Annotated in this window: 25 protein-coding genes and 3 tRNA genes; 7 read left to right on the top strand and 21 right to left on the bottom strand. The window is 63.7% G+C overall.

Annotation, left to right across the window (positions count from 1 at the left end; all coding sequences use genetic code 11):
- Positions 1–42: 42 nt before the first annotated feature.
- A complete protein-coding gene (locus tag ACNFG0_RS17070) occupies positions 43–723 on the bottom strand; it encodes an energy-coupling factor ABC transporter permease (RefSeq protein ID WP_196144450.1) in 681 nt (226 codons plus the stop codon).
- A 140-nt stretch (positions 724–863) separates the two neighbouring features.
- Between ACNFG0_RS17070 and ACNFG0_RS17065 the strand changes: the two genes are divergently transcribed.
- The 3 genes from ACNFG0_RS17065 (at position 864) to ACNFG0_RS17055 (ending at position 3,179) form a co-directional block, all read left to right on the top strand.
- On the top strand, positions 864–1,493 hold the full coding sequence (locus ACNFG0_RS17065) for a DUF1780 domain-containing protein (protein ID WP_084857037.1): 630 nt from the start codon (positions 864–866) through the stop codon (positions 1,491–1,493).
- Between the two features lie 132 nt (positions 1,494–1,625).
- Positions 1,626–1,799, top strand: coding sequence for a DUF3094 family protein (locus tag ACNFG0_RS17060; protein WP_084857035.1), 174 nt, complete (start codon positions 1,626–1,628; stop codon positions 1,797–1,799).
- An 84-nt stretch (positions 1,800–1,883) separates the two neighbouring features.
- On the top strand, positions 1,884–3,179 hold the full coding sequence (locus ACNFG0_RS17055) for an NAD(P)/FAD-dependent oxidoreductase (protein ID WP_084857033.1): 1,296 nt from the start codon (positions 1,884–1,886) through the stop codon (positions 3,177–3,179).
- Positions 3,180–3,309: 130 nt separating this feature from the next.
- Here the strand turns inward: ACNFG0_RS17055 and ACNFG0_RS17050 are convergent.
- From ACNFG0_RS17050 to rluD, 6 genes are all read right to left on the bottom strand, one after another.
- Positions 3,310–3,385 (bottom strand) — tRNA-Lys (locus tag ACNFG0_RS17050).
- A gap of 6 nt (positions 3,386–3,391) precedes the next feature.
- Positions 3,392–3,468: transfer RNA gene (locus tag ACNFG0_RS17045), tRNA-Pro, on the bottom strand.
- A 4-nt stretch (positions 3,469–3,472) separates the two neighbouring features.
- Positions 3,473–3,548, bottom strand: a tRNA-Asn gene (locus tag ACNFG0_RS17040).
- A 432-nt stretch (positions 3,549–3,980) separates the two neighbouring features.
- Entirely contained in the window at positions 3,981–6,545 is a 2,565-nt protein-coding gene (gene clpB, locus ACNFG0_RS17035; RefSeq protein WP_196144452.1) for an ATP-dependent chaperone ClpB, read from the bottom strand.
- A 200-nt stretch (positions 6,546–6,745) separates the two neighbouring features.
- Positions 6,746–7,483 (bottom strand): peptidoglycan editing factor PgeF, encoded by a 738-nt coding sequence (pgeF, locus tag ACNFG0_RS17030; protein ID WP_196144453.1) that lies wholly within the window; start codon positions 7,481–7,483, stop codon positions 6,746–6,748.
- Entirely contained in the window at positions 7,480–8,442 is a 963-nt protein-coding gene (gene rluD, locus ACNFG0_RS17025; RefSeq protein ID WP_196144454.1) for a 23S rRNA pseudouridine(1911/1915/1917) synthase RluD, read from the bottom strand. The genes pgeF and rluD overlap by 4 nt, the downstream gene beginning before the upstream one ends.
- A gap of 148 nt (positions 8,443–8,590) precedes the next feature.
- Between rluD and ACNFG0_RS17020 the strand changes: the two genes are divergently transcribed.
- Both ACNFG0_RS17020 and ACNFG0_RS17015 read left to right on the top strand, forming a co-directional pair.
- Positions 8,591–9,610 (top strand): outer membrane protein assembly factor BamD, encoded by a 1,020-nt coding sequence (locus tag ACNFG0_RS17020; RefSeq protein WP_196144455.1) that lies wholly within the window; start codon positions 8,591–8,593, stop codon positions 9,608–9,610.
- Between the two features lie 259 nt (positions 9,611–9,869).
- Positions 9,870–10,100, top strand: coding sequence for a PP0621 family protein (locus ACNFG0_RS17015; protein WP_196144456.1), 231 nt, complete (start codon positions 9,870–9,872; stop codon positions 10,098–10,100).
- An 80-nt stretch (positions 10,101–10,180) separates the two neighbouring features.
- Here ACNFG0_RS17015 and thiO read toward each other — a convergent pair whose 3' ends face one another.
- From thiO to ACNFG0_RS16990, 5 genes are read right to left on the bottom strand one after another with little or no spacing between them, the layout of a single operon-like run.
- Entirely contained in the window at positions 10,181–11,281 is a 1,101-nt protein-coding gene (gene thiO, locus ACNFG0_RS17010; protein ID WP_416765723.1) for a glycine oxidase ThiO, read from the bottom strand.
- Between the two features lie 35 nt (positions 11,282–11,316).
- On the bottom strand, positions 11,317–11,715 hold the full coding sequence (locus ACNFG0_RS17005) for a type IV pilin protein (RefSeq protein ID WP_196144458.1): 399 nt from the start codon (positions 11,713–11,715) through the stop codon (positions 11,317–11,319).
- Position 11,716: 1 nt separating this feature from the next.
- Positions 11,717–12,199: a hypothetical protein gene (locus ACNFG0_RS17000; RefSeq protein ID WP_416765722.1), complete on the bottom strand. Its 483-nt coding sequence runs from the start codon at positions 12,197–12,199 to the stop codon at positions 11,717–11,719.
- Entirely contained in the window at positions 12,196–12,861 is a 666-nt protein-coding gene (locus tag ACNFG0_RS16995) for a PilW family protein (protein ID WP_196155811.1), read from the bottom strand. The genes ACNFG0_RS17000 and ACNFG0_RS16995 overlap by 4 nt, the downstream gene beginning before the upstream one ends.
- Complete coding sequence (locus ACNFG0_RS16990) at positions 12,858–13,205, bottom strand: prepilin-type N-terminal cleavage/methylation domain-containing protein (RefSeq protein WP_196144461.1); 348 nt, start codon at positions 13,203–13,205, stop codon at positions 12,858–12,860. Before ACNFG0_RS16990 ends, ACNFG0_RS16995 begins: the two co-directional genes overlap by 4 nt.
- A gap of 108 nt (positions 13,206–13,313) precedes the next feature.
- On the opposite strand from ACNFG0_RS16990, the gene ACNFG0_RS16985 reads away from it, so the two are divergent.
- On the top strand, positions 13,314–13,805 hold the full coding sequence (locus ACNFG0_RS16985; protein WP_416765720.1) for a GspH/FimT family protein: 492 nt from the start codon (positions 13,314–13,316) through the stop codon (positions 13,803–13,805).
- On the opposite strand, the gene ispH is transcribed toward ACNFG0_RS16985, so the two are convergent.
- From ispH to murJ, 6 genes are all read right to left on the bottom strand, one after another.
- Positions 13,806–14,753, bottom strand: a complete 948-nt coding sequence (gene ispH / locus ACNFG0_RS16980; protein ID WP_416765718.1) for a 4-hydroxy-3-methylbut-2-enyl diphosphate reductase — start codon at positions 14,751–14,753, stop codon at positions 13,806–13,808.
- A gap of 14 nt (positions 14,754–14,767) precedes the next feature.
- Complete coding sequence (fkpB, locus tag ACNFG0_RS16975; RefSeq protein WP_416765717.1) at positions 14,768–15,205, bottom strand: FKBP-type peptidyl-prolyl cis-trans isomerase; 438 nt, start codon at positions 15,203–15,205, stop codon at positions 14,768–14,770.
- Complete coding sequence (gene lspA / locus ACNFG0_RS16970) at positions 15,198–15,713, bottom strand: signal peptidase II (protein WP_196144465.1); 516 nt, start codon at positions 15,711–15,713, stop codon at positions 15,198–15,200. Before lspA ends, fkpB begins: the two co-directional genes overlap by 8 nt.
- Positions 15,706–18,537, bottom strand: coding sequence for an isoleucine--tRNA ligase (ileS, locus tag ACNFG0_RS16965; RefSeq protein ID WP_416765715.1), 2,832 nt, complete (start codon positions 18,535–18,537; stop codon positions 15,706–15,708). The genes lspA and ileS overlap by 8 nt, the downstream gene beginning before the upstream one ends.
- Positions 18,534–19,484, bottom strand: coding sequence for a bifunctional riboflavin kinase/FAD synthetase (gene ribF, locus ACNFG0_RS16960; RefSeq protein ID WP_416765714.1), 951 nt, complete (start codon positions 19,482–19,484; stop codon positions 18,534–18,536). Before ribF ends, ileS begins: the two co-directional genes overlap by 4 nt.
- A 118-nt stretch (positions 19,485–19,602) precedes the next feature.
- Positions 19,603–21,141: a murein biosynthesis integral membrane protein MurJ gene (gene murJ / locus ACNFG0_RS16955; protein WP_196144468.1), complete on the bottom strand. Its 1,539-nt coding sequence runs from the start codon at positions 21,139–21,141 to the stop codon at positions 19,603–19,605.
- A 251-nt stretch (positions 21,142–21,392) separates the two neighbouring features.
- Here murJ and rpsT point away from each other — a divergent pair, with 251 nt between their 5' ends.
- Positions 21,393–21,671 carry a 30S ribosomal protein S20 gene (rpsT, locus tag ACNFG0_RS16950; protein WP_023382471.1) on the top strand — a complete coding sequence of 93 codons (279 nt, stop codon included), beginning with the start codon at positions 21,393–21,395 and terminating at the stop codon, positions 21,669–21,671.
- Positions 21,672–21,764: 93 nt separating this feature from the next.
- Here rpsT and ACNFG0_RS16945 read toward each other — a convergent pair whose 3' ends face one another.
- From ACNFG0_RS16945 to ACNFG0_RS16935, 3 genes are read right to left on the bottom strand one after another with little or no spacing between them, the layout of a single operon-like run.
- Positions 21,765–24,065: an MlaD family protein gene (locus ACNFG0_RS16945; protein ID WP_416765712.1), complete on the bottom strand. Its 2,301-nt coding sequence runs from the start codon at positions 24,063–24,065 to the stop codon at positions 21,765–21,767.
- Positions 24,058–24,681 carry a paraquat-inducible protein A gene (locus ACNFG0_RS16940; protein WP_196155803.1) on the bottom strand — a complete coding sequence of 208 codons (624 nt, stop codon included), beginning with the start codon at positions 24,679–24,681 and terminating at the stop codon, positions 24,058–24,060. Before ACNFG0_RS16940 ends, ACNFG0_RS16945 begins: the two co-directional genes overlap by 8 nt.
- Positions 24,668–25,327: a paraquat-inducible protein A gene (locus tag ACNFG0_RS16935; protein ID WP_196144471.1), complete on the bottom strand. Its 660-nt coding sequence runs from the start codon at positions 25,325–25,327 to the stop codon at positions 24,668–24,670. The genes ACNFG0_RS16940 and ACNFG0_RS16935 overlap by 14 nt, the downstream gene beginning before the upstream one ends.
- Positions 25,328–25,666 lie beyond the last annotated feature (339 nt).

The raw sequence follows: 25,666 nt of genomic DNA, 5'->3' as shown, positions 1-25,666 counted from the left end.
CTACGCGGCCCATCGCGGGCTCGCGGTTGTGGGTGCTTGGCGTCAGCGATCTTCGTCGTTCCAGGGCGCCTGCAAATATCGAGTGCGGTTGAATGTTTCCAGCCATTCCGGGCAGAACACTACCAGTGCGCTGATCACCGTGCCGTTGATGAAAGCCTCGGGGAAAATGATCAGCCATAGATAACCGATGAAGTCCGCCAGCCACTCCGGCATGGCGAAACGCCCATCGAGCCACAGCAGGCCAAGCGCGGCGAGCAGGCAGAGCAAAGCCGACAGCGCTGCGGCGAAGAACCCCGAGAAGATATAGACGAACAGGTTTCGTGGCTGCGCGCGTTCGACCAAGATGGCGCACACCTCCGTTACCAACACCGGCAGGCCGATGATCAACAGGCCGTTGACGCCCAGCGCGGCCAGATCCAGGCGCCCGAGGGCCAGCAGGCCGAGCTGGGCCAGGGCGCCGCCGACAATTGCCAATGGCCAGTCGAGCAAAAGGGTCACGGCGGTCATGCCGATGAAATGGTAAGACACGCCTGTGTCGAAATCGCGCCGCACCAACCACAGAATGAACAAGCCGAACACGGTGCCGAACAATAGGTGCTGGCGGCGGCTATCGCTGAACAGTTCCACCCAGCGTGTGCGGCCCAGGGCCCAGATGAGCAGAGGCACGTAGCCGAGCCAACCCAGAGTGAGGCTGGTGGTGGACAGGACCTGCGCACTGATCACCGGTTCGCTCCTTCTGCCGTGCCGAATAGGCCGAGTCTACACCCTATCGTCGCCAGCGCCGGCCGGGTCGGCTGGCCGAAGGGCGATTCTTGCGCACAAACAGCATCTTACCGTCATGGATAGCGACTAAGCTTGTTCCCATGGATGACTCAGACTACCTGCGCCTGCTCACCATCCAGGCCGAACAAGCGAATGCGTTTCTGTCCAATGCCCGCAAATGGGAACGCGAGCGTTGGGTGTGCCAACGCCTGCTGCAAGGGCTGAACATTCCTTACCGCAGCGAAGATTTCACCCCGGCCGGCCAGGAGCCGCCAGACGTACTGTTTCGCGATGCGGCGTTCGAGGTGTTCTTCGTGCTCGATGAAGGGCGCCGGCTCAATGATGAGTGGCGCGAGGAGCTGCAGCGCCGGCGCAGCGCGTTTTCCCTGAGCCAGCTGGTGCGCCGCGAGGCCCGGCCACGGCGGATCAGCGCCCAGGAACTGCTTGGGCGCCTGGCGCCGACGCTGCGCAAGAAGGCGCACAACTACCAGGAGCGCGGGCTGGATTTGGGCGAGCTGGACATCATCGCCTTCGCCAGCCTCAAGCGCGAGGTGCTGGACCTCAACAGCCATTTCCCACCGCCCACCGAATACCTGCGCCAAGGTTGGCGGTCGTTGTCGCTGGTGGGGCCGACGTTCGCCAGGGTGCTGTTCGCCCACCCCGATGCGCCGGATTTCCTACGCGGCAACCTGGGGCGCAGCATCGTCTTCGACGTGGGCATCAGTCTTTGATCCAGTGCCGAGAGTCTTTGCGATGACGTACACTCGGCGCCAGGGATAGAACGCATTATCATTTGTTTCAAGCGCTTGCGTGAACGCTGTGGCGTACGCGCAGTCACAAACGTCTATCTGACGAGGCCCACCATGACCAGCCGCCTGAATCCTGAAGATCAGCGTCGCGTCGATGAGTATCTGCGTGCCCCCCAGCATCGAGTCGAGCGCAGGCCCTTCCGGCCTTTGCTGCTCCTTGTGCTGGTGGTCGCGGTGACCATCGGTCTGGGCCTGTTGAGCCGCCTGCTGAGTGGACTGGTGCTATGAGCTGCCTTGCGCTCGCCCTCCTCTCCCGCATGCCGCGGCCGGCCGACACGGCCACGAATTCCGTAAAACTTGTGAGATATCCCAATGACTCATCGCATCGTGATTGTCGGCGGCGGCGCCGGCGGCCTGGAACTGGCGACCCGCCTGGGTAAAAGCCTGGGCAAGCGCAAGCAGGCCGAGATTACCCTGGTCGACGCCAACCTGACGCACATCTGGAAACCTTTGCTGCACGAAGTGGCTGCAGGCTCGCTGAACTCCTCGGAAGATGAACTGAACTACGTGGCCCAGGCCAAGTGGAACCACTTCAACTTCCAGCTGGGGCGCATGAGCGGGCTCGACCGGGAAACCAAGCAGATCCAGCTGGCCGCGACCCTCGACGAAGAGGGCCGCGAGCTACTGCCTGCGCGCACCCTGGGCTATGACACGCTGGTGATCGCCGTCGGCAGCAACACCAACGACTTCGGTACCTTGGGCGCGGCGCAGCATTGCCTGTTCCTCGACACCCGCAAGCAAGCCGAGCGTTTCCACCAGCAGTTGCTCAACCATTATCTGCGTGCCCACGCCGGTGATGTGGCCAGCGAGAAGATCAGCGTGGCCATCGTCGGCGCAGGCGCCACGGGCGTGGAACTGGCAGCCGAGCTGCACCACGCGGCCCATGAACTGGCGGCCTATGGCCTGGACCGCATCCAGCCGAAGGACATGCACATCACCCTGATCGAGGCCGGCCCACGCGTATTGCCCGCCCTGCCGGAGCGCATCAGCGTGCCGGTGCACAAGACCCTGGAAAAGCTCGGGGTGACGGTGATGACCAATGCGGCGGTCAGCGAAGTGACCGAGGATGGACTCAAGACGGCCTCCGGCGAAGTGATTCAGGCCAGCCTGAAGGTGTGGGCGGCCGGTATCCGTGCGCCGGGCTTCCTCAAGGACATCGATGGGCTGGAAACCAACCGTATCAACCAGTTGGTGGTGCGCCCTACCCTGCAGACGACCCGCGACGATGACATCTTCGCCTTCGGCGACTGCGCCGCCTGCCCGCAACCGGGTAGCGACCGCAACGTGCCGCCACGGGCACAGGCGGCGCACCAGCAGGCTTCGATGCTGGCCAAGAGCCTGAAGGCGCGCCTGGAGAACAAGCCGCTGCCGAGCTATGAGTACAAGGACTATGGCTCGCTGGTGTCACTGTCGCGGTTCTCGGCGGTGGGCAACCTGATGGGTAACCTGATGGGCAGCGTTAAGCTGGAGGGCTGGCTGGCGCGGATGTTCTATGTGTCGCTGTACCGGATGCACCAGATGGCGCTGTACGGGTTCTTCCGCACGGCGATGATGATGCTCGGAAGCAAGATTGGCCGGGGCACCGAGCCGCGCTTGAAGTTGCACTGAAGATCGCCGGGGGCGCTTTGCGCCCCTTTCGCGGCGCAAGGCCGCTCCTACAACGGGGGCGACTGCAGCGTGGGCGTATTAATTCGAGGCAAAAGAAAAAGGGCATCTCATTCGAGATGCCCTTTTTACATGGTGGGTCGTGTAGGATTCGAACCTACGACCAATTGGTTAAAAGCCAACTGCTCTACCAACTGAGCTAACGACCCGGAAAATGGTCGGGGTGAGGGGATTCGAACTCCTGACATCCTGCTCCCAAAGCAGGCGCGCTACCGGACTGCGCTACACCCCGAAATTGGCTCCGCGACCTGGACTCGAACCAGGGACCCAATGATTAACAGTCATTTGCTCTACCGACTGAGCTATCGCGGAACTGAACTTCGTACAACTTCGAAGTCTGTGTTAGCTTCGAACTCTTCAGCGTTGTCGCTGCTGAGGCCGGCTATTCTACATTCTTCGTTTTGCTTGTCAACCCCCAATTTGCTTTCAAGTTACTGATTTGCAAATTGTTTTCAGATCCCTTGTACCGCCGGTGATCTGTGTAGTGCCTGACAGCGGGGCGTATATTAGGTGCACTCGATTCAGGATGCAAGCAAAAAATTCAACTTTCTCAAATAGTTATCCCAGAGGGCCTGCAACGGCCCCTCCTGCCTGGGCTTGCCTTTGTGGTAGCAGGTTCGTTACGCGAATGTGTGGGCAGGATGCATGGCGTTTGCTGGGCTGACGCAATCGCGGGGCAAGCCCGCTCCCACAGCGGACGCCCACAAAAAAGCCCCGCAGATGCGGGGCTTTCGGTAGAGCGGATCAGGCGAAGACGATTTCGTCGCCTTCGACCTTGGCGGTGATCGCCGCGCCTGGCAGGAACTGCCCGCTGAGGATCAACTGTGCCAGCGGGTTTTCGATCCAGCGCTGGATCGCACGCTTGAGCGGACGCGCGCCATACACCGGGTCGTAGCCGACGGCGATCAGCTTGTCCAGGGCCTCCGGGCTCAGGCTCAGCGACAGCTCGCGCTCGGCCAGGCGGCTGCGCAGGCGGCCGAGCTGGATCTCGGTGATACCAGCGATCTGCTCGCGGCCCAGCGGCTCGAACACCACCACTTCGTCGATCCGGTTGATGAACTCTGGACGGAAGTGCGAGCTCACCGCATCCATCACCGCCGCACGCTGGGCCTCGCGGTCACCGGCCAGTTCCTGGATCTGCGCCGAGCCCAGGTTGGAGGTCATCACGATCACCGTGTTGCGGAAGTCCACCGTACGGCCATGGCTGTCGGTCAGGCGGCCATCCTCGAGCACCTGCAGCAGTACGTTGAATACATCCGGGTGCGCCTTCTCCACTTCGTCGAGCAGCACCACCGAATAGGGTTTGCGCCGCACGGCCTCAGTCAGGTAGCCGCCCTCCTCGTAGCCCACGTACCCGGGCGGGGCACCGATCAGGCGAGCCACGGAGTGCTTCTCCATGAACTCGGACATGTCGATGCGCACCATGGCCTCTTCGGTATCGAACAGGAATTCGGCCAGGGCCTTGCACAGCTCGGTCTTGCCCACGCCGGTAGGGCCGAGGAACAGGAACGAGCCGCTCGGCCGGTTCGGGTCGGCAAGGCCGGCACGGGAGCGACGCACGGCGTTGGCCACGGCGGTGACGGCTTCGTTCTGGCCGATGACGCGCTGGTGCAGCAGCGCCTCCATCTTCAGCAGCTTCTCGCGCTCGCCTTCGAGCATCTTGGCCACCGGGATGCCTGTCCACTTGGACACCACTTCGGCAATTTCTTCCTCGGTGACCTTGTTGCGCAGCAGTTGGTTCTCGCTCTTGCCGTGCTGGTCGACCATCTGCAGGCTGCGCTCCAGATCCGGGATCACCCCGTACTGCAGCTCGGCCATGCGGCTCAGGTCACCCTTGCGGCGGGCGGCCTCGAGTTCCTGACGCGCCTGCTCGATCTTCTGCTGGATCTGCGCCGAACCTTGCACCTCGGCTTTTTCCGACGCCCAGATTTCCTCGAGGTCGGAATATTCGCGCTCAAGGCGCTGGATTTCCTCGGTGAGTTTCTCCAGGCGCTTCTTGGCCGCTTCGTCCTCTTCCTTTTTCAGGGCCTGGGACTCAACCTTCAGCTGGATCAGGCGACGGTCGAGGCGATCGAGCACTTCCGGCTTGGAGTCGATCTCCATGCGGATGCGGCTGGCCGCTTCGTCGATCAGGTCGATGGCCTTGTCCGGCAGCTGGCGGTCGGTGATGTAGCGGTGGCTGAGCTTGGCCGCGGCGATGATCGCACCGTCGGTGATGGCCACCTTGTGGTGCACTTCATAGCGCTCTTTCAGGCCGCGCAGGATGGCGATGGTGTCTTCCTCGCTCGGCTCGTCGACCAGCACCTTCTGGAAGCGACGCTCCAGGGCGGCATCCTTCTCGATGAACTGGCGGTATTCGTTCAGCGTGGTGGCACCGACGCAGTGCAGTTCGCCCCGAGCCAAGGCCGGCTTGAGCATGTTGCCGGCGTCCATGGCACCTTCGCCCTTGCCGGCGCCGACCATGGTGTGCAGTTCGTCGATGAACAGGATGATCTGGCCTTCCTGCTTGGACAGCTCATTGAGCAGCGCCTTCAGGCGCTCTTCGAACTCGCCGCGGTACTTGGCGCCAGCGATCAGCGCGCCCATGTCCAGCGCCAGCAGGCGCTTGCCCTTGAGGCCGTCGGGCACTTCGCCGTTGATGATGCGCTGGGCCAGGCCTTCGGCGATGGCGGTCTTGCCGACGCCAGGCTCGCCGATCAGCACGGGGTTGTTCTTGGTGCGGCGCTGCAGCACCTGCACAGTGCGGCGGATTTCGTCGTCACGGCCGATGACCGGGTCGAGCTTGCCTTCCTCGGCACGCTTGGTCAGGTCGACGGTGTACTTGTCCAGGGCCTGGCGCGACTCCTCGGCATTGGGGTCGTTGACTGCCGCGCCGCCACGCAGGTTGTTGATGGCGTTCTCCAGGGCCTTCTTGCTCACGCCCTGGCTGAGCAGCAGCTTGCCGAGCTTGCTGTTCTCGTCCATGGCGGCCAGCAACACCAGCTCGCTGGAGATGAACTGGTCGCCCTTCTGCTGGGCCAGGCGGTCGGCCTGGTTGAGCAGGCGCGCCAGGTCCTGGGACATGTTCACATCGCCGGTAGGGTTCTGGATCTTCGGCAGATGGTCCATTTCCTTCACCAAGGCCTGACGCAGGCCATTGACGTCGAAACCGACCTGCATCAGCAGTGGTTTGATGGAGCCGCCCTGCTGATCGATAAGCGCCTGCATCAGGTGCACGGGCTCGATGGCCGGGTGGTCCATGCCTACGGCCAGGGATTGGGAATCGGATAACGCCAGTTGCAGCTTGCTGGTCAAACGGTCTATTCGCATGGGGGATACCTTCCTATAAGGGCAGGCGGAGCGATGGATAGCACCTGAATGAAGAAACCTGCCTGAGATGACCAATAGATAAGGGTGATTCTGGAAGATTCAAGCGTAGCGGGGTTGACACGGGTCAGCGGATGGAAGAGTGGTTAGGGCTGCCTTGCAGCCCAATCGCCGGCAAACCGGCTCCTACAAGGGAATGTGATTCAGGCTTGCAGCCAGACCAGGGAGGCGAAACGCCCGCCCTGCGGGGTGCGGCGATAGGAGAAGAAGCGCGGGTCGTTGACCGTGCACAGGCCCCCGCCATAAACGGCGGTGACACCACGGGCAGCCAGGCGGATGCGGGCGAGCTGGTAGATGTCGGCCATCAGTTTGCCTGGGCGTTCGCCCGGCACAAAGGCCTGGGCCGCTTGCGGATGCAGGGCGGTGAACGCATCGCGCACTTCCAGGCCGACTTCGAAAGCCTGGGGGCCGATGGCCGGGCCCAGCCAGACCAACACGTCTTCGGCGGGCACGCCAAGGCGGTCCAGGGTGGCTTCGAGCACGCCGCCTGCCAGCCCGCGCCAGCCGGCATGGGCCGCGGCCACGCGGGTGCCGGTGCGGTCGCAGAACAGTGCGGGCAGGCAGTCGGCGGTCATCACGGTGCAGGCGATGCCGGGCTGGTCGGTGAAGCTGGCGTCGGCCTCGGCCACACGGGCCGGGTTGGCATCGGCCACCACCACGCCATGGACCTGCTTGAGCCAAGCAGGGCGAATACCGAATTCGGCGCTCAGGCGGCGACGGTTCTCGGCAACCGCAGCCGGGTCGTCGCCGACGTGGTCACCGAGGTTGAACGTGTCGTAGGGCGGCAGGCTGATACCGCCCTGGCGGGTCGTGACGCAGGCGCGTACCGAGGCCGGGGCCGGCCAGTCGGGGAACAGCAGCGACTGCGTTAGGCCACTCATCCGATGAAGCTCTCGCGGTCCTGGTTGAGCAGCGACAGCAGCCAGACGAAATCATCCGGCAGCGGCGAGGCCCATTCCATACGCTCGCCGGTGGTCGGGTGGTCCAATGCCAGGAAGCGCGCGTGCAGGGCCTGGCGCGGGAAGTTCTTGACCGCCTCGACCATGGCCACGCTGGCAGCCGGCGGGATGCGGAAACGGCCGCCGTACGTCTGGTCGCCGACCAACGGGAAGCCCACATGCGCCATGTGCACGCGAATCTGGTGGGTACGGCCGGTTTCAAGCTTGACCCGCACATGGGTGTGCGAGCGGAAGCGCTTGAGCACACGGTAATGGCTGACCGCCGGCTTGCCGCCGTCGGTCACCGCCATGCGCTGGCGCATGCCGCCATGGCGACCGATGGGCGCGTCGATCTTGCCACCGGCAGTCACCACGCCCACCACGATGCATTCATAGATGCGGCTGACCGAGCGCTTTTGCAGCTGGTCGACCAGGTTGGTCTGGGCCTGCAGGGTCTTGGCGACCACCATCAGGCCGGTGGTGTCCTTGTCCAGGCGGTGAACGATACCGGCACGGGGCACGTTGACGATGTCCGGCACGTGGTGCAGCAGGGCATTGAGCAGGGTGCCGTCGGCATGGCCCGCCGCCGGGTGCACAACCAGCCCGGCAGGCTTGTTGATCACCAGGATCTGGTCGTCTTCGTAGACGATGTCCAGCTCGATGTCCTGGGCCACCCATTCGCCCTGGGCCTCCTGCTCGGCCTCCAAGGCCAGGATGGAGCCACTGTGGACGGTGTCGCGCGGGCGCAGCACCGCGCCGTCGACCGTCAGGCGACCGTCCTTGATCCACGAGGCCAGGCGCGAACGCGAGTACTCGGAGAAGAGTTGGGCGGCGACCTGGTCGAGGCGTTGACCGCCCAGTTCGGACGGGACCTCTGCGCTAAGTTGAATGATCTCGGACATGCTCGATTCGGCGGGCGCACAGCCTTTGGTTTCGGCTGCGCGCTTGTGGTTAAATACGACTTCTTTTGCCCCGGGTTCGGCCGGGGGCGCTCATCATAACAGGACGGCACCGCCCAAGACAGCGGCCGTCAAAGGGACGCAAGCCGCCATGCAAGTGAAACACCTGCTGCTGATCGCCATCCTCGGGCTCACCGCTGCCTGTTCCTCCAACAAGGAAGTCGTCGACGAGAACCTCAGCGAGGCCGAGCTGTACCAGCAGGCGCAGGCCGACCTGGACAACCACAGCTACACCAGCGCCGTGAGCAAGCTCAAGGCCCTGGAGTCGCGCTACCCGTTCGGTCGCTACGCCGATCAGGCCCAGTTGGAACTGATCTACGCCAACTACAAGAACGCCGAGCCGGAAGCCGCCAAGTCCGCCGCCGAGCGCTTCATCCGCCTGCACCCGCAGCACCCGAACGTCGACTACGCCTATTACCTCAAGGGCCTGACCTCGTTCGACCAGGACCGTGGCCTGGTGGCGCGCTTCCTGCCGCTGGACATGACCAAGCGTGACCCGGGCGCCGCCCGCGACTCCTACAACGAGTTCGCCCAGCTCACCAGCCGCTTCCCCAACAGCCGCTACGCGCCGGACGCCAAGCAGCGCATGATCTACCTGCGCAACCTGCTGGCGGCCTACGAGATCCACGTGGCCGACTACTACCTGAGCCGCCAGGCCTACGTGGCCGCGGCCAACCGTGGCCGCTACGTGGTCGAGAACTTCCAGGAAACTCCATCGGTCGGCGATGGCCTGGCCGTGATGGTCGAGGCCTACCAGCGCCTGCACCTGGACGACCTGGCCGCCACCAGCCTGGAAACCCTCAAGCTCAACTACCCGGACCACCCAAGCCTGGTCGACGGCCAGTTCGAGCCCAAGCAGGACGAAGCCGACAACCGCTCGTGGCTGTCCAAGGCGACCCTGGGCCTGATCGAAACCGACACCCCGCTGCCGCCGGGCGAAACCCGCGCCAACCAGGATGTGGTCAAGCAGTTCCAGGATGCCCGCGCAGAAATGCCTGAAGAGCTGCTGCCAAAGGACGAAGACGGTGATGCGATCCGCCCTGAAGGCCCGAAGGAGGCCGAGAAGGACCGTTCGTGGTTCAGCTACATGACCTTCGGTCTGTTCGACTGATCGACCGCAGCCTGAGAAAGGGAGGCCCGAGGCCCAATGCCGGCCAGTTAAGCAATTAGGGCCCCATCACGGCACAAGGCCGCTCCTACAGGAACCCGCCATTGGCAAGGTTTGCGTGATCCTGTAGGAGCGGGCTTGTCCCGCGATGGGCTGCATAGCAGCCCCAATTACTTAACTGAGCAGCATTAGGCCCAAGGCCTCCCTTTTTTGTTGGCGCCGCCCTAGACTGTCGCTCTTCATTCTCGACAAGCTGGACACCATGGTTCGTCTACTTTTCTGGATCGCCCTGATCGCCGCTGCGTTTTGGCTGTGGCGCAAGTTCAAGGCCAGCCAACATTCCCCTGCCGAGCCGAAGCTCGACGACCCGCTGAAAATGGTGCGCTGCGCCCATTGCGGCGTACACCTGCCCAATGACCGCGCCCTGCGGCTGGGTAGCGACTGGTATTGCAGCCAGGCGCACCTGGAACAAGGGCCTGGCTCGCAGCGTTGATGCTTGGCGGGATGGTCCAATCGCGGGGTAAGCCCGCTCCCACAGGTTGTTGTGTGGAGGCAGGTTTACCCGCTCTGCCATCAAGGAACCAGACGCGAACCTGGCGCATACGGCGCCGGGTCGATGATCGGCTCGCTGCCGGTCAGCAGGTCGGCGAACAGCTGGCATGATGCCGGTGCCAGCACCAGCCCGTTGCGGTAATGACCGCAGTTCAACCACAGCCCGTCATGCCCTGGCACGCGCCCGATATAGGGAATGCCCTCAGGCGACCCTGGGCGCAGGCCTGCCCAGTGCGTCACCACGGTGGCATCGGCCAGCGCGGGCAACAGCTCCACTGCGGACGCCTTGAGACTCTCCAGCGCCTCGCCGGTGGGCGTCTTGTCGTAGCCGGCATGCTCCAGGGTACTGCCGACCAGGATATGCCCATCGCGACGCGGAATGGCGTAGCGTCCCTTGGCCAGCACCATGCTCGGCAGGAAGTCTTCGGCGCACTTGAACAGGATCATCTGGCCCTTGACCGGCTCGACCGGCAACGCAAGCCCCAGGGTCTTGAGCAGGTCGCCGCTCCAGGCACCTGCGCTGAGCACCACATCATCAGCCTCCAGCACACCTTGGGCGGTCTGGACACCGGTTACCCGCCCCTTCTCCTGCCGGAACCCAGTGACCGCGCAGTGCTCGCGCAGGGTCACGTTGGGCAGGGCCTGCAAGGCAGCCTTGAGCGATTTGACCAGCCGCGGATTACGCACGTTGGCCACGCCTGCCATGTAGATGGCGCGCTTGAAGCCGGGGCCGAGTACCGGCACGGCGTCGTAGGCCGCCGAGATGTCCACGGCGCTCAGCGGCCGCTGCTCGCGCTGGGCCCAGGCCAGTGCCTGGGCTTCGTCGTCCAGGTCCAGCCAGTACAGGCCTGTGGTGTGCACTTCAGGGTCGATTCCGGTCGTGGCGAACAGCCGCTCGCCCAATTGCGGGTAGAAGTCCTGAGACCAGTGCGCCAGAGCGGTCACCGCCGGGCTGTAGCGCCATGGGTAGAGCGGCGAGACGATACCGCCACCGGCCCAGGACGACTCGCGCCCGACTTCGCCTTGATCACAGACCACCACCCGGTCGACCTTCGGCGCCAGGTTGAACGCAGTCAACAGGCCGATCACACCGCCACCGACAATCACTACTTGCTTGCTCATCTGTCGATCCACTACCTGAAATAAAAACCTGGCCTTCAATACCCCCAACAACCTTCCGCCGTCGCGCCAGCGCCTGGGTTGTCACGCACGCCGGCATGGTCGAGCTGGTAGTCGCCGCAGCGGTCGTCGGCCATCAGCCCATCGGGCTGGCGCCTGGCGAGCAGACGGAAGCTGTCGTCGTCGCGCTGCACCTGCACGCTGTAGTAGCGGCTGCCGGCAGGCAATGGCGGTAGCTGAGGGTCGGAACCTGCGTAGCGGCCCGTGCGCGCACGATGGCGCTCCAGGCGCAGGGCTGCGTCCTGCAGCAGGCCGACCACTTCACTTCGCGCGGCACGCCTGAGCTGGTCGCTGTAACTGGGGTAGGCAATGGCTGCCAGAATGCCGCTGACGGCCACTACAATCAACAACTCGATCAGGCTCAGGCCTCGCTGCATGTCACGGCTCCCTCAAGCGTTGGCGCCACAGGACGCGCTGAAGTGAGGCATTGGGGCCCGGTTGCAGGGCATAGACTGCCTCCAGCACGAGCCGCGCCTGCTGTTGGCGGCTGACGGCGGTCACTCGATACAGGCGCGCCCGGGCATCATCGGGCAGGTGCGCGACCAAGGTACTTTCGCCCAAGTTCTGCAGCAGGAAGAAGCCTTGCTCTGCGGGTTGCCAGCCAGGCTCCCCGCCTCGCACGTCGTGGGCATCGGCAGGTGGTCGACAGGGCTGGCACGGCACGGGTGGCGCCAGCAGCAGCCGTGCCCTGCCCTCCAGCAAGACTGCCTCGGCCTGCTCCAAGGCCTGGGCGTTGGCCCGTAACTGCCCGGTCATGCGGGCCTGCACCAGGGCATCGCGCAGGGCCGAGGCGGCCAGCAAACCGGCCAACAGGCTAAGCACCAGGCCCGCCAGTAGGGCAATGCCACGTTGGCGCTTCATGCGTCGGGCACCCCGTTACGCAGGGCAATGCTCATCTCGTGCCGCAGCTCGACCTGGTATTGCGGGTCGAACAATGTGAGCTGCAGGTCGACCCGACCACCCTGACGGGTCGGCACCAGGGCCACCCGCAGGTCTCGCACCCGGTCGATCAAGGCTTGCGCCTGGCCCGCGCGCCCAAGCCTCAAAGTGTCGCCATGCAATTGATAGGTGACGCGCTGGATGGGAATCACCAATGCCGCCCCGCTGTCCGGCGGGCGTCGATGCCTGACCTGGGCCCAGCTCTGGCAGTCCGTGAGCAATACCCAGTCGGGCTGGCGCCCGGAACCTGGCAACTGTTCCCCCACCAGGCCCAGGGTCTCGAGGCGCCCATCTGCGGCCTGGGTGATCTGCAACGGCTGGGCGAACGCCTCGGCAGCGGCCTGGCTTTGGAAATCGATGGCATCTTGGCGCAAACAGCCGAACATGCCGGCCATGCGGATGTCCTGGGCCATTCGTTGCAATGCGAGGCGGGCATCGTCCTGCAATCGGGCAGCTACCGATTGCACTTGCCAAGCCTGGTAGGCCGAGACGAATACCTGACTCGCTGCCCCCAGCAACATCAACCCGATCGCCAACGCCAGCAGCGCTTCGAGCAAACCGAAGCCGGCCTGGGGGCGGCTCATGGCCTGGCCTTGCCTTGCAGGCTGACGAGCAGCCGGCCTGCGTGATGGACCTCGACCACCAGGCCCTGGCCCACTCCCGTTACGCGCCCTTGCGCTGAAGCCCCCAGCAGTTGGACGAGCCTCGCCTGCCAGGCGTCTTGCTCGCCCGGCGCCAGGGTGCCCGCTGCCCTACTCCGCTCCAACACCCCCTGTGCCAAGAACACCGCCTGGGCCTCGCGCCGCGCCTCATCGAGGGCCTGTAATCCGCGCATTTGCTGGGCTGCCGCGGCAAACAAGCCGAGCGCCAGAACCACTATCGTCAGCAACACTTCCAGCAGCGTCATCCCGCGCTCCCTCGCCTCCACTCATCCCTCCTGGGAAATTTCCTGCCTCTGCACTTCGCCCTGGCCGACTGGACGCCCCGCCCATCGACCTTGAAGCTACAGCGAAGCACTTCCAGGGAGGAATGCACGGTGAAGCAACGTGGTGTAACACTGATACAAATGATGTGCGCGCTGGCGTTGGCCAGCCTTCTGGCAAACGTGGGTTTACCTGCCTACAACCAGCTCAGCGACGACCTACACCGAGCCGCTGCAGCACGGGACCTGGCACAAGCCCTGCGCAACGCACGCAGCCACGCTTTGCTGCAGCAGCAAACAGTGTTGGTTGAACCCTTGGAGGGTGATTGGGGCAAGGGATGGCGAACACGCTTGGCGCACAACACCCAATCACTGCGCGAGCAACGCCTGGCGCACAAGCTGAGTATCGCCAGCAACCTGGGCAAGGAAGTGAAGTTCAGTGGCTTGGGCGTACCGCTGCGAGGCAACGGTGGGTTCCTGGGCGGAACATTGGAAGTCTGCCCCAGCTCAGCGCAGGCGAGCCGTTACTGGATAGTGCTGGCCCCCAGCGGCAGGGTCGACCTGCGCACCGTGTCGAACGAGCCGTCACGGTGCGCAGGCGCCTGATCAGATCAGCGAGCGGACCCGCAGTTCCTTGGGCATGGAGAACGTGATGTTCTCCTCACGGCCATCGAGCTCTTCAGCTCCGGTGGCGCCCCAGGCGCGCAGCTGTTCGATGACGCCACGCACCAGCACCTCAGGGGCCGAAGCGCCAGCGGTGATGCCGATACGAACGATACCGTCGAACCAGCCTTGCTGCATGTCCTCGGCACCGTCGATCAGGTAGGCCGGGGTGCCCATGCGCTCGGCCAGCTCACGCAGGCGGTTGGAGTTGGAGCTGTTGGGGCTGCCGACCACCAGTACCACGTCGCATTCGTCGGCCAGTTGCTTGACGGCATCCTGGCGGTTCTGGGTGGCATAGCAGATGTCGTCCTTGCGCGGGCCACCGATATGCGGGAAGCGTTCGCGCAGGGCATCGATGACGCGGCTGGTGTCGTCCATCGACAGCGTGGTCTGGGTGACGAAGGCCAGGTGCTCCGGGTCGCGGACCTGAAGCTTGGCGACATCATCCTCGTCCTCCACCAGGTAGATGGCGCCGCCATTGCTGGCATCGTACTGGCCCATGGTGCCTTCGACTTCCGGGTGCCCGGCATGGCCGATGAGGATGCACTCCTTGCCGTCGCGGCTGTACTTGGCCACTTCGATGTGCACCTTGGTCACCAGCGGGCAGGTGGCGTCGAATACCTTCAGGCCACGGCCGGCAGCTTCCTGGCGCACGGCCTGGGAAACGCCGTGGGCGCTGAAGATGACGATCACGTCGTCGGGCACCTGATCGAGCTCTTCGACGAAGATGGCGCCACGATTGCGCAGGTCTTCGACCACGAACTTGTTGTGCACCACTTCATGGCGCACATAGATCGGCGGGCCGAAGACTTCCAAGGCACGATTGACGATCTCGATCGCCCGGTCCACCCCCGCACAGAAGCCGCGAGGGTTGGCGAGTTTGATTTGCATGCTCGGCTCCAGGCTCACAGGGCCTTGACCTCGAGGATATCCACCTCGAAGGTCAGGGTCTTGCCGGCCAGTGGGTGATTGAAGTCGATGGTGACCTGATCGTCATTGAACGCCTTGACCACACCTGGCAGTTCGGCGTTGGCGGCATCGTTGAAGATCACCAGCAAGCCTTCGGAAAGCTCCATGTCAGTGAACTGCGAACGTGGCATGACCTGCACGTTCTGCGGGTTCGGCTGGCCGAAGGCGTTCTCCGGGGCGATGGTCAGGGTACGCTTGTCGCCGGCCTTGAAGCCGAACAGCGCATTCTCGAAGCCAGGCAACAGGTTGCCGTCGCCGACCTTGAACGTGGCTGGCGCCTTGTCGAAGGTGCTGTCGACGGTGTCGCCGTTTTCCAGATGCAGCGCGAAGTGCAGGGTGACTTCGGTGTTCTGGCCGATACGGGTCTCAGTCATGGACAGGCTCTCCGGACTTCTTGCTCTTGAACATATCCAGCGCCAGCATCACCGCACCAACGGTGATTGCGCTGTCGGCCAGGTTGAAGGCCGGGAAATACCAACGGTTCTGCCAGTGCACCAGGATGAAGTCGACCACGTGGCCCAGCACGATACGGTCGTACAGATTGCCCAGCGCACCGCCAAGCACCAAGGCCAGGGCAACGGCCAGCCAGGTCTCGCCTCGCCCCAGGCGCTTGAGCCAGACCACCAGCACGGCGCTGACCACCAAGGCGATCAGAGCGAACAACCAGCGCTGCCAGCCGGAGCTGTCGGCGAGGAAGCTGAACGCAGCGCCGGTGTTGTAGGCCAGGGTCCAGCTGAAGTAGTCGGGAATGACCACGATCTGCTGGTACAGGCTCAAGGCCCCTTCGAAGTAGACCTTGGTGGCCTGGTCCAGGACCAGCACCACCAGGCTCAGCCAGAGCCAGGCAAGGCGCCCGAAGCGCCCCGCTGCAGGGTTAGGCATAGTGGCGCACCTCACCGGAACCGCTGAGGTTGTCTACGCAACGGCTGCAGATTTCCGGATGCTCCGGATGGCTGCCGACGTCGGCGCGGAAGTGCCAGCAACGGCCGCACTTGGCATGGCCGGACTTGACGACCTTCAGCTTGAGGCCTTCGACCTCGGTTGTCACGGCATCGGCCGGCGCCTGGACGAACGGCACCACGCTGGCGGCTGAGGTGATCAGCACGAAGCGCAGCTCGTCGCCCAACTTGGCCAGGTCGGCACTCAGGCCTTCCTCGGCGAACAGAGTGACTTCGGCCTGCAGGTTGCCACCGATGGCCTTGGCCGCACGCTGGTTCTCCAGTTCCTTGTTGACCGCTGCCTTGACGGCCATGACGCGGTCCCAGTAGGCGCGATCCAGCTCGAAGCCTTCAGGCAGCTCGGACAAGCCCTGGTACCAGGTGTTGAGCATGACCGATTCGTTGCGCTCGCCCGGCAGGTACTGCCAGATTTCGTCGGCGGTGAACGCTAGGATCGGTGCGATCCAGCGCACCAGCGCCTCGCTGATGTGGTACAGCGCGGTCTGGCAGGAACGGCGGGCGACGCTGTTGGCGCCGGTGGTGTACTGGCGGTCCTTGATGATGTCGAGGTAGAAGCCACCCAGCTCCTGGACGCAGAAGTTGTGCACCTTGGAGTAGACGTTCCAGAAACGGTACTCGCTGTAGTGCTCTTCCAGCTCGCGTTGCAGCAGCAGGGTGCGGTCGACGGCCCAACGGTCCAGGGCCAGCATGTCGTCGGCCGGCAGCAGGTCGCGGGCCGGATCGAAGCCGGACAGGTTCGACAGCAGGAAGCGTGCGGTGTTGCGGATACGACGGTAGGCGTCGGCACTGCGCTGCAGGATCTGCTCGGAAACCGCCATCTCGCCGGAATAGTCGGTGGCCGAGCCCCACAGGCGCAGGATGTCGGCACCCAAGGTGTCGTTGACCTTCTGCGGCTCGATGGTGTTGCCCAGCGACTTGGACATCTTGCGGCCGCTCTCGTCCACGGTGAAGCCGTGGGTCAGCAGCTCGCGGTATGGCGCGTGGTTGTCGATGGCGCAACCGGTCAACAGGGAAGAGTGGAACCAGCCACGGTGCTGGTCGGAGCCCTCCAGGTACAGGTCGGCGCGCGGGCCAGTGGCATGGCCGATGTCGTGGGAGCCACGCAGCACGTGCCAATGGGTGGTGCCGGAGTCGAACCACACGTCCAGGGTGTCGCTGATCTTGTCGTACTGGCCGGCTTCGTCACCGAGCAGTTCGGCGGCGTCGAGCTTGAACCAGGCCTCGATGCCTTCTTTCTCGACGCGCTTGGCCACGGCTTCCATCAGTTCGACGGTGCGCGGGTGCAGCTCACCGGTCTGCTTGTGCAGGAAGAACGGGATCGGCACGCCCCAGTTGCGCTGGCGCGAGATGCACCAGTCAGGGCGATTGGCAATCATCGCGTGCAGGCGCGCCTGGCCCCAGGACGGGACGAACTTGGTCTGCTCGATGGCCTTGAGGGCACGCTCGCGCAGCGGCTCGCCGGTGTTTGGCTGCTTGTCCATGCCGACGAACCACTGGGCGGTGGCGCGGTAGATCAGCGGGGTCTTGTGGCGCCAGCAGTGCATGTAGCTGTGGCTGATGGTCTCGGTGTGCATCAGCGCGCCGACTTCGCTCAGCTTGTCGACGATGGCCGGGTTGGCCTTCCAGATGAACTGGCCGCCGAAGAACGGCAGCGACTCGACGTACACACCGTTGCTCTGCACCGGGGTGAGGATGTCGTCGTTGACCATGCCGTAGCGCTTGCAGGTGACGAAGTCGTCTTCACCGTAGGCAGGCGACGAGTGGACCACGCCGGTACCGGCGCCCAGCTCGACGTAGTCGGCGAGGTAGATGGGCGACAGGCGATCATAGAACGGGTGGCGGAAATTGATCAGTTCCAGCGCGGAGCCCGGGGCGGTGGCCAGCACCGAGCCTTCCAGGTTGTAGCGCTTGAGGCACGACTCGACCAGCTCTTCGGCCAGCACCAGCAGGCGCTCACCGGTGTCGACCAGGGCATAGCTGAACTCCGGGTGGATGTTCAGGGCCTGGTTGGCCGGAATGGTCCAGGGGGTGGTGGTCCAGATCACGATGGCGGCCGGCTTGGCCAGCGAGGCCAGGCCGAAGGCCGCGGCCAGCTTGGCATCGTCGGCGACCGGGAAGGCCACGTCGATGGTCTGGGACTTCTTGTCGGCGTACTCGACCTCGGCCTCGGCCAGGGCCGAACCGCAATCGAAGCACCAGTTCACAGGCTTGAGGCCCTTGAACACGAAACCTTGCTTGACCATTTCGGCCAGGGCGCGGATTTCACCGGCCTCGTTGGCGAAATCCATGGTCTTGTAGGGGTTGTTCCAGTCACCCAGCACACCCAGGCGGATGAACTCGGTCTTCTGCCCTTCGATCTGCTCGGCGGCATACTCGCGGCACAGCTCACGGGTGCGGTCGGCGGCCAGGTGCTTGCCGTGGGTGACCTCGACCTTGTGCTCGATCGGCAGGCCGTGGCAGTCCCAGCCCGGTACGTAGGGCGCGTCGAAGCCCGACAGGGTCTTGGAGCGGACGATCATGTCCTTGAGGATCTTGTTCAGCGCATGACCGATGTGGATCTTGCCGTTGGCATAGGGCGGGCCGTCGTGCAGGACGAACTTCGGACGATCCTTGCCAATTTCGCGCAGCTTCTGGTACAGGCCAATGCTGTCCCAGCGCTGCAGGATCTGCGGTTCGCGCTGAGGCAGGCCGGCCTTCATCGGGAAGGCGGTGTCCGGAAGGTTTAGCGTGGCTTTGTAGTCGGTCATTTCAGGCTCTTCGTTAGCGGTTGAGCGTGCCAGTGGGCACGTGCGGCGGCGATGTCCGCGTCGATCGCCGACTTCAGCGCCTCCAGGGAGGCGAAACGCTGCTCCTCGCGCAGCTTGTGGTGGAACTCCACCGTCAGGCGCCGGCCATAGAGATCGCCGGCATAATCCAGTAGATGAATCTCGAGGTGCGGCCGGCCGTCGCCAGCGACGGTGGGGCGCACCCCGATATTGCCGACACCCGGCCAGGCCTTGCCATCGATCTCGATGCTGGCCAGGTAGACCCCGGACAGCGGCACGCGGCGGCGCTTGAGCTGGATGTTGGCGGTCGGCGTGCCGAGTTGGCGGGCCAGCTTCTGCCCGTGCAGCACACGACCGGTAATACGGTACGGGCGGCCCAGCAGGTGCTCGGCCAGCTCGAAGTTGCCATCGGCTAGCGCCTTGCGCACCTCGGTGCTGCTAACGCGCAGGCCGTCCTGGATCACTGTGTTGGCGGCTTCGACGGTGAAGCCGTAGTGCTTGCCGGCCTCGACCAGGAAGGCGAAGTCGCCGGCGCGGTCGCAGCCGAAGCGGAAGTCGTCGCCCACCTCGAGGTGGCGCACGCCCAGGCCGTCGACCAAGATCGCCTTGACGAACTCGTCGGCACTGAGCTTGCTCAGGCGCTGGTTGAAGGCCAGGCACAGGACCCGGTCGATGCCTTCGGCGGCCAGCAGCTCGATTTTGTCACGCAGGCGAGCCAGGCGTGCCGGTGCGGTGTCGGGGGCGAAGTATTCGCGTGGTTGCGGCTCGAAGATCACCACGCACGTGGGCAGGCCAAGCGCCTGCCCACGCTCACGCAGGCGCGCCAGGATTGCCTGGTGGCCACGGTGAACCCCGTCGAAGTTGCCAATGGTGGCGACACAGCCCCGATGCTCGGGGCGCAGGTTGTGAAGACCTCGAACCAGCTGCATAACGCGCTTCTTGCTCATAAAGTGGCCGATTATAACCACACCCGGGCGCCGGTGACAGGCAGCAGCGCCACAGGGCGGCGTGGAATTCGAAAAACCGACGCCTGGCCCGCCATCGGCCTCAGTGCAAGGCCTTGCGAGCGAAATGCCGGGGCCGGAAACCGCACAGGTACAGGCAACCGAAATAAGTCACCACGCCCGCCAGGATCAACGCCCCCAGGCGCAGGAACCGCTCGGGCATGCCGCCCTGCTCCCAGGCCGGCAGGTAATGCATGCCGGCCAGCAGCACACCGGACATCAGTGCAACTGCCAGCACCAGCTTGAACAGGAACATCGCCCAGCCCGGCTGCGGCTGGAACAGCTGCTGGCTGCGCAGCTTCCAGTACAACAGGCCGGCATTGAGACAGGCACCGAGGCTGATGGCCAAGGCAAGCCCGGCATGCTGCAGCGGGCCGATAAGCGCCAGGTTGAGCAGCTGCGTGCAGACCAGGGTGAAGATCGCGATCTTCACCGGCGTGCGGATATTCTGCTGCGCATAGAAGCCCGGTGCCAGTACCTTGACCAGGATGATCGCCAGCAGGCCGACCGAATAGGCGATCAGCGCGCGCTGGGTCATGGCCGCGTCGAACGCGGTGAACTTGCCGTACTGGAACAGCGCCACGGTCAGCGGCTCGGCGAGGATCGCCAGGGCCAAGGTGCAGGGCAGCACCAGCAGGAAGCATAGGCGCAGCCCCCAGTCGAGGATCCGCGAGTACTCATGGCGGTCGCGGTTGGCGTAGGTCTTGGCCAGGGTGGGCAGCAGGATGGTGCCCAGAGCCACCCCCAGCACGCCCGAGGGCAGTTCCATGAGCCGGTCGGCGTAGTACATCCACGATACCGAGCCTGCCACCAGAAACGACGCGAAGATGGTGTTGATGATCAGCGAGATCTGGCTGACGGAAACGCCGAGGATGGCCGGCAACATCTGCTTGAGCACCCGCCAGACGCCGGTATCGCGCAGGCTCACCCGTGGCAGCACGAGCATGCCGATCTTCTTCAGCGCCGGCAGCTGGTACAGCAACTGCGCCAGTCCCCCGGCCAACACGCCCCAGGCCAGGGCCATGATCGGCGGGTCGAAGTACGGCGTGAGCAACACGGCGAAGGCGATCATCGCCACGTTCAGCAAGGTCGGCGTGAACGCGGGGACGGAAAAGCGGTTCCAGGTGTTGAGGATCGCCCCCACCAGCGAGGACAGCGAGATCAGCAATATATAAGGAAAGGTCACCCGCAACAGGGCCGTGGTCAGTTCGTAGCGCTCGGCGCTGTCGACGAAGCCAGGTGCCGTCACCCAGACGATCCAGGGCGCGGCGAGGATGCCCAGGGCCGTGACCACGGCCAGGACCAGGGTCAGCAGGCCGCTGATGTAGGCGATGAAGGTCCGGGTGGCCTCCTCGCCCTGCTGGGTCTTGTACTCGGCCAGGATCGGCACGAACGCCTGGGAGAAGGCCCCTTCGGCGAAGATCCGCCGCAGCAGGTTGGGCAGCTTGAACGCGATGAAGAAGGCATCGGTGGCGATGCCGGCGCCGAATACACGGGCCAGGATGGTATCGCGTATGAACCCGAGCACCCGGGAAATCATGGTGATGGAACTGACGGCGGCCAGGGATTTGAGCAGGTTCATGGAAAAAATTCGCGCCTGAGACGGAGGGCGCTGCCAGAAAGCGCCCGAATATGCGATACTTCCGCGCCTTTTGACGGGGAAGCCAAAACTCCCGAGTTTACAGGTCGCTGCGCAGAAAGAAATCCTTCCTTCTCGCTTGCGCACCGCTCGGCGGAACCCTCAAGGTGGCCTTGACAACCGTTCGACTGATCGGCATGATTCGCGGCCTATTTTGTTTGCTATTTACCTAAAGTCTTTCGAGGAGCTCGACGGTGGCCAACACACCTTCCGCCAAGAAACGTGCAAAACAGGCTGAGAAGCGTCGCAGCCACAACGCCAGCCTGCGTTCCATGGTCCGCACCTACATCAAGAATGTAGTCAAGGCCATCGACGCAAAAGACGCCGAAAAAGCGCAAGCCGCCTATATCCTGGCTGTGCCTGTAATCGACCGTATGGCCGACAAGGGCATCATCCACAAGAACAAGGCTGCTCGCCACAAAGGCCGTCTGAATGGCCACATCAAGGCACTGAAAGAAGCTGCAGCTGCCTAAGCGACGCGCTTGTCGAAAAACCGACCCTAGGGTCGGTTTTTTATTGCCCGCAATTCAGTGTCGCCCCCCCTGTGTAGGAGCGGCCCTCTCGTCTTACTTGCCGACCTGGATCTTCGGCGCCCACTTCAGCCACTCATCCTCGGGCTTGTCGAACAAGGCGAAGGTCTGCTGCGGCCGGGCCGGGTTGCCCATCTGCTCGCCTTCCGGCGTGGCGAAGGCGATGCCACCATCGATCAACGTCTCCAGCGACTCGGTACGCACCGTTGCCCCCTTGAACAGGCCCCAGTCGAAGCCGAAGCCACTGCTGTTCCAGAAGCGGCTGCCACCGCGCACCAGGGCCGCATAGCGCGGCTCGATAAGGATGTGGATCAGTACGCGGTCTGCCATCTGCCCCAATTCGAAGCCAGTGACCTTGCCGACAGTAACTTCGCGATAGGTCACCGGTACGCCTGGCTTGATCGAGCCACGCCGGGGCGCACTGAGGGTCAGCGGCAGCCCGACCACCGGGCCGGCCACCTCGGGGGCTTCAGGCAACGCGATGAAGTCATGTTGGGGGCCCTTGTCCTTGATAGCCGGCAACACCTCCAAGTACTGCCCTCCCACTAGGGTGTCGAGGTTTTCGGTGCGCACCAGGCCGAAGGCGGGCTTGACCACCCAGAACTGAGTGCCGGCACGGGCGATGCGCGCCTGCGCCTGGGTGATGCGCGCACGCAGCAGCACGGCTTGCAGGTCAGCGGTGAGGTCGACGCTTTCGACGCTCCCCACGTCCAGGCCGCGGAAGCGAATCGCCGTACCGGGCTTGAGACCATCGGCGCGATCGACGCGAATGGTGATCAGGGTGCCAGCGCGGTCTGCGGCTTCCTGGTTCTCGTGCAGGCGGAAGCGCGGAATATGACGCTTGAGTGGCACGTCCGGCTTCGGTGTATCGAAGGCGATGCCTCCGGCCATGAGCGTCTGCAACGACTCACTCTTGACCTTGATCCCAGACAAGCCCCCAGACAGAGTGATGCCACTGGCGTTCCAGAAGCGCGAGGAGCCATTGACCAGGTTGGCGTACTCTTTCTCGATATGTACGCCGATCAGGATCCGCTTGCTGTTACGGGCGAACTGGTAGCTCTGCACGCTACCGACCTTGACCTGGCGATACATGACCGGGCTGCCGATTTCGAGCGAGCCCAGGTTCTCGGCGAACAACACCATGTGCAGGCCCGGCGCCTTGAGGTCCAGCGGCGGCGCCTTGGCGCGCGCCTCGAATTCACGCAGGGGCTTGGCGCCCTTCTCGCCGGGGCGGATGGCAATGTAGTTACCTTTGACCAAGGCTTCCAGGCCGGTGATACCCGCCAGCGAAATGGACGGCTTGACCACCCAGAACTGCGTGCCTTCGACCAGGTAGTCTTCGGCCAATGGGTCCAGGGTCAATTCGGCAGTGGCGCTGCTCAGGTCATCGGCGATCTTCATGGTCTTGAGCGAACCGACCTGGATACCTTTGTACATGACCGGCGTGCGACCGGCCTGCAGGCCCTCGTAGTCCGTCAGCTTGACCTTGATGCGAATACCGGCCTGGGCCGCGTCGAAGTCTTCGTACAGGCGGAACGGCAGGGTCGGATCGGTGGGCGGGCTGTCCCGGCGATGCTCGGGAGTCGCGAAGGCGATGCCACCGGCCACGATGCTGGCCAGAGACTCGCTGCGCAGCTTCACGCCCGACAGGTCCGCATCGATGCTGATGCCGCTGGCGTTCCAGAAACGCGTGTGCTTACGCACCAGGTTGGCGTAGGCAGGCTCGATGAAGACTTTGATCTCGACGGTGTCCTGGTCTTCGGAGAGGCGATAGCTCTTCACCCGGCCGACCTTGATCTGCTTGTAGAAGACGGGGCTGTCGCGGTTGAGCGAGCCCAGGCGGTCCGCCTTGAGGGTCAGGTGCAGGCCTGGCTCGGTGTCGGACAGCGGCGGCGCCTCCGACAAGGCAGTGAAGCGCTTGGTCTTCTCGCCCTCACCAGGGCTGACCGCGATGTAGTTGCCCGATACCAAGGTTTCCAGGCCGGAGATCCCCGCCAGGCTGACGCTGGGTTTGACCAGCCAGAAGCGCGTGCCGGTGGTCAGGTGCGGCTCGGCGGCCTTGTTCATCTCGATGGTGGCGATGACACCGGTGTTGCTGCCCTCCGCATCGAGCACCAGGGTCTTCACCTTGCCGACCGACATGCCTTTGTAGATAACTTCGGTCTTGTTGGCGACGATGCCTTCACCGGACAGGAAACGCACTTGGATATCCACCCCGGAATCACGGTAGGCCTGCCAGGCCAGCCAGCCACCGATCACCAAGGCAATCAGCGGCAGGATCCAGATGGCCGACCAGTTCGAGGCTGGGCGGGTTTTAGCCGTAGGCATGTCACTCATGGTCGTCATCCGACTCCGTGTTATCCCAGATCAGTCGGGGATCGAAAGTTAAAGCAGCGAGCATCGTCAGAATCACCACAGAGGCGAAAGCGACGGCGCCCAGGTTGGCTTCGACGCTGGCGATGCGACCGAAATTCACCACCGCCACCAGGATGGCAATGACGAAAATATCCAGCATGGACCAGCGCCCGATGAATTCGATGAAGCGGTACATCAATATCCTCTGCCTTGCCGACAGGGGCTGATGTCGCTGCACCGAGTAAAGCAGCAGCCCGATCCCTACCAGCTTGAAGGTGGGCACCAGGATACTGGCGATGAACACCACGGCAGCAATGGGCAGCATGCCGTGCTTGAGCAGGGTGATGACGCCGGACATGATCGTGTCTGGGCTGCCCTGCCCCAGCGCGCTCACCGTCATGATCGGCAAGACGTTGGCAGGTATGTAGAGGATGGTCGCCGTGATGAGTAACGCCCAGGTGCGCACGATACTGTTGGGCCGGCGCGCATGCACGATCGCCCCGCAACGGGTGCAGGTCTGCGATTCACCTCCAGGCGCCTGCCGGTTGAGCTCATGGCATTCATTGCAGACCAGGATGCCTGCATCAATCGCCCGCATGCTCATCCTCCCCCGACAATGCACTCCAGATCTGGTGCGGCGACATGACGACTTCCAGCCACACCTGGACCAGCAACAGGCTGATGAAACAGAACAGGCCAAGCCCTATGGTCAGCTCAGCCAGATCGACCAGTTTGACGATCGCAACCAGCACCCCCATGAAATACACCTCGAGCATGCCCCAATCACGTAGGTGGTGATAGACACGATAGAAAAGCAGGCCATGACTGCGCCCGACGTCCAGGCGGATGCTCAGCAATACCAGCAACTGGCAGAGCAGCTTGAGCAATGGGATCGCCATGCTGCACAGGAACACCACCACGGAAACACCGCGCATCTGCGAGTTATACAGGCCAACCACACCGCTCCAGACAGTGTCGTCGGACGTCTGGCCGAGCAGGTGCAACTGCATGATGGGCAGGAAGTTGGCGGGCACATAGAGCAGGAGCGCGGTGATCACCAGGGCCAGGCTGCGGTTGACCACGTTATGACGGTGGGCATATAGCTCGTAACCGCAACGCGGGCAATGCGCCTTTTCGTCATTCTGCAACGTTGGCTTGCGCATCAGCAGGTCGCACTCATGGCAGGCGACGAGCTTTTCCAGCGGCAATTGAGCCAGCGTTTCGGAGTCGGCAGGGTTGGGCATATCAGACATCTGGATGGAGGAATGGGCTCTATTCTAGTGTTCTGACTCGAATTGTGGGAGATAGCCATAACGGTAACCCACTTTTATGTAGCGGGCTTGTGCCGCGAAGGGGGCGTAGACCCCGGGCGCGGTGTACCCGGGTGATCGAGGATGCAGGTTTTGCGGCCGCTTCGCGGCCGATCGCGGCGCAAGGCCGCTCCTACAGGAGGGGGGCGCGGCTGCCAGACGCCGGAAAGACAAAACCCCTACCTGCTCGCGCAGATAGGGGTTTTGCGAAATGAATCTTGACGATGACCTACTCTCACATGGGGAAGCCCCACACTACCATCGGCGATGCAT

The organism is Pseudomonas sp. NY15372 (assembly GCF_048068215.1).
Taxonomy (GTDB): Bacteria; Pseudomonadota; Gammaproteobacteria; order Pseudomonadales; family Pseudomonadaceae; genus Aquipseudomonas; species Aquipseudomonas guariconensis_A.
Note: the sequence above shows the minus strand (reverse complement) of the source record. Positions and strands in the feature narration are given on the sequence as shown.

What these genes read in the sequence shown, in the direction of transcription:
- lspA (WP_196144465.1), bottom strand. Translation starts at nt 15,713, where the DNA reads ATGCCTAACCCTGCAGCGGGGCGCTTCGGGCGCCTTGCCTGGCTCTGG.
- fkpB (WP_416765717.1), bottom strand. Translation starts at nt 15,205, where the DNA reads ATGACTGAGACCCGTATCGGCCAGAACACCGAAGTCACCCTGCACTTC.
- ACNFG0_RS17055 (WP_084857033.1), top strand. Translation starts at nt 1,884, where the DNA reads ATGACTCATCGCATCGTGATTGTCGGCGGCGGCGCCGGCGGCCTGGAA.
- pgeF (WP_196144453.1), bottom strand. Translation starts at nt 7,483, where the DNA reads ATGAGTGGCCTAACGCAGTCGCTGCTGTTCCCCGACTGGCCGGCCCCG.
- ACNFG0_RS17015 (WP_196144456.1), top strand. Translation starts at nt 9,870, where the DNA reads ATGGTTCGTCTACTTTTCTGGATCGCCCTGATCGCCGCTGCGTTTTGG.
- ACNFG0_RS17005 (WP_196144458.1), bottom strand. Translation starts at nt 11,715, where the DNA reads ATGCAGCGAGGCCTGAGCCTGATCGAGTTGTTGATTGTAGTGGCCGTC.
- ACNFG0_RS16945 (WP_416765712.1), bottom strand. Translation starts at nt 24,065, where the DNA reads ATGAGTGACATGCCTACGGCTAAAACCCGCCCAGCCTCGAACTGGTCG.
- rluD (WP_196144454.1), bottom strand. Translation starts at nt 8,442, where the DNA reads ATGTCCGAGATCATTCAACTTAGCGCAGAGGTCCCGTCCGAACTGGGC.
- ileS (WP_416765715.1), bottom strand. Translation starts at nt 18,537, where the DNA reads ATGACCGACTACAAAGCCACGCTAAACCTTCCGGACACCGCCTTCCCG.
- ACNFG0_RS17020 (WP_196144455.1), top strand. Translation starts at nt 8,591, where the DNA reads ATGCAAGTGAAACACCTGCTGCTGATCGCCATCCTCGGGCTCACCGCT.
- ACNFG0_RS16940 (WP_196155803.1), bottom strand. Translation starts at nt 24,681, where the DNA reads ATGCGGGCGATTGATGCAGGCATCCTGGTCTGCAATGAATGCCATGAG.
- ACNFG0_RS16995 (WP_196155811.1), bottom strand. Translation starts at nt 12,861, where the DNA reads ATGAGCCGCCCCCAGGCCGGCTTCGGTTTGCTCGAAGCGCTGCTGGCG.
- clpB (WP_196144452.1), bottom strand. Translation starts at nt 6,545, where the DNA reads ATGCGAATAGACCGTTTGACCAGCAAGCTGCAACTGGCGTTATCCGAT.
- ispH (WP_416765718.1), bottom strand. Translation starts at nt 14,753, where the DNA reads ATGCAAATCAAACTCGCCAACCCTCGCGGCTTCTGTGCGGGGGTGGAC.
- thiO (WP_416765723.1), bottom strand. Translation starts at nt 11,281, where the DNA reads ATGAGCAAGCAAGTAGTGATTGTCGGTGGCGGTGTGATCGGCCTGTTG.
- ACNFG0_RS17060 (WP_084857035.1), top strand. Translation starts at nt 1,626, where the DNA reads ATGACCAGCCGCCTGAATCCTGAAGATCAGCGTCGCGTCGATGAGTAT.
- ribF (WP_416765714.1), bottom strand. Translation starts at nt 19,484, where the DNA reads ATGCAGCTGGTTCGAGGTCTTCACAACCTGCGCCCCGAGCATCGGGGC.
- ACNFG0_RS16935 (WP_196144471.1), bottom strand. Translation starts at nt 25,327, where the DNA reads ATGCCCAACCCTGCCGACTCCGAAACGCTGGCTCAATTGCCGCTGGAA.
- ACNFG0_RS17065 (WP_084857037.1), top strand. Translation starts at nt 864, where the DNA reads ATGGATGACTCAGACTACCTGCGCCTGCTCACCATCCAGGCCGAACAA.
- murJ (WP_196144468.1), bottom strand. Translation starts at nt 21,141, where the DNA reads ATGAACCTGCTCAAATCCCTGGCCGCCGTCAGTTCCATCACCATGATT.
- ACNFG0_RS17000 (WP_416765722.1), bottom strand. Translation starts at nt 12,199, where the DNA reads ATGAAGCGCCAACGTGGCATTGCCCTACTGGCGGGCCTGGTGCTTAGC.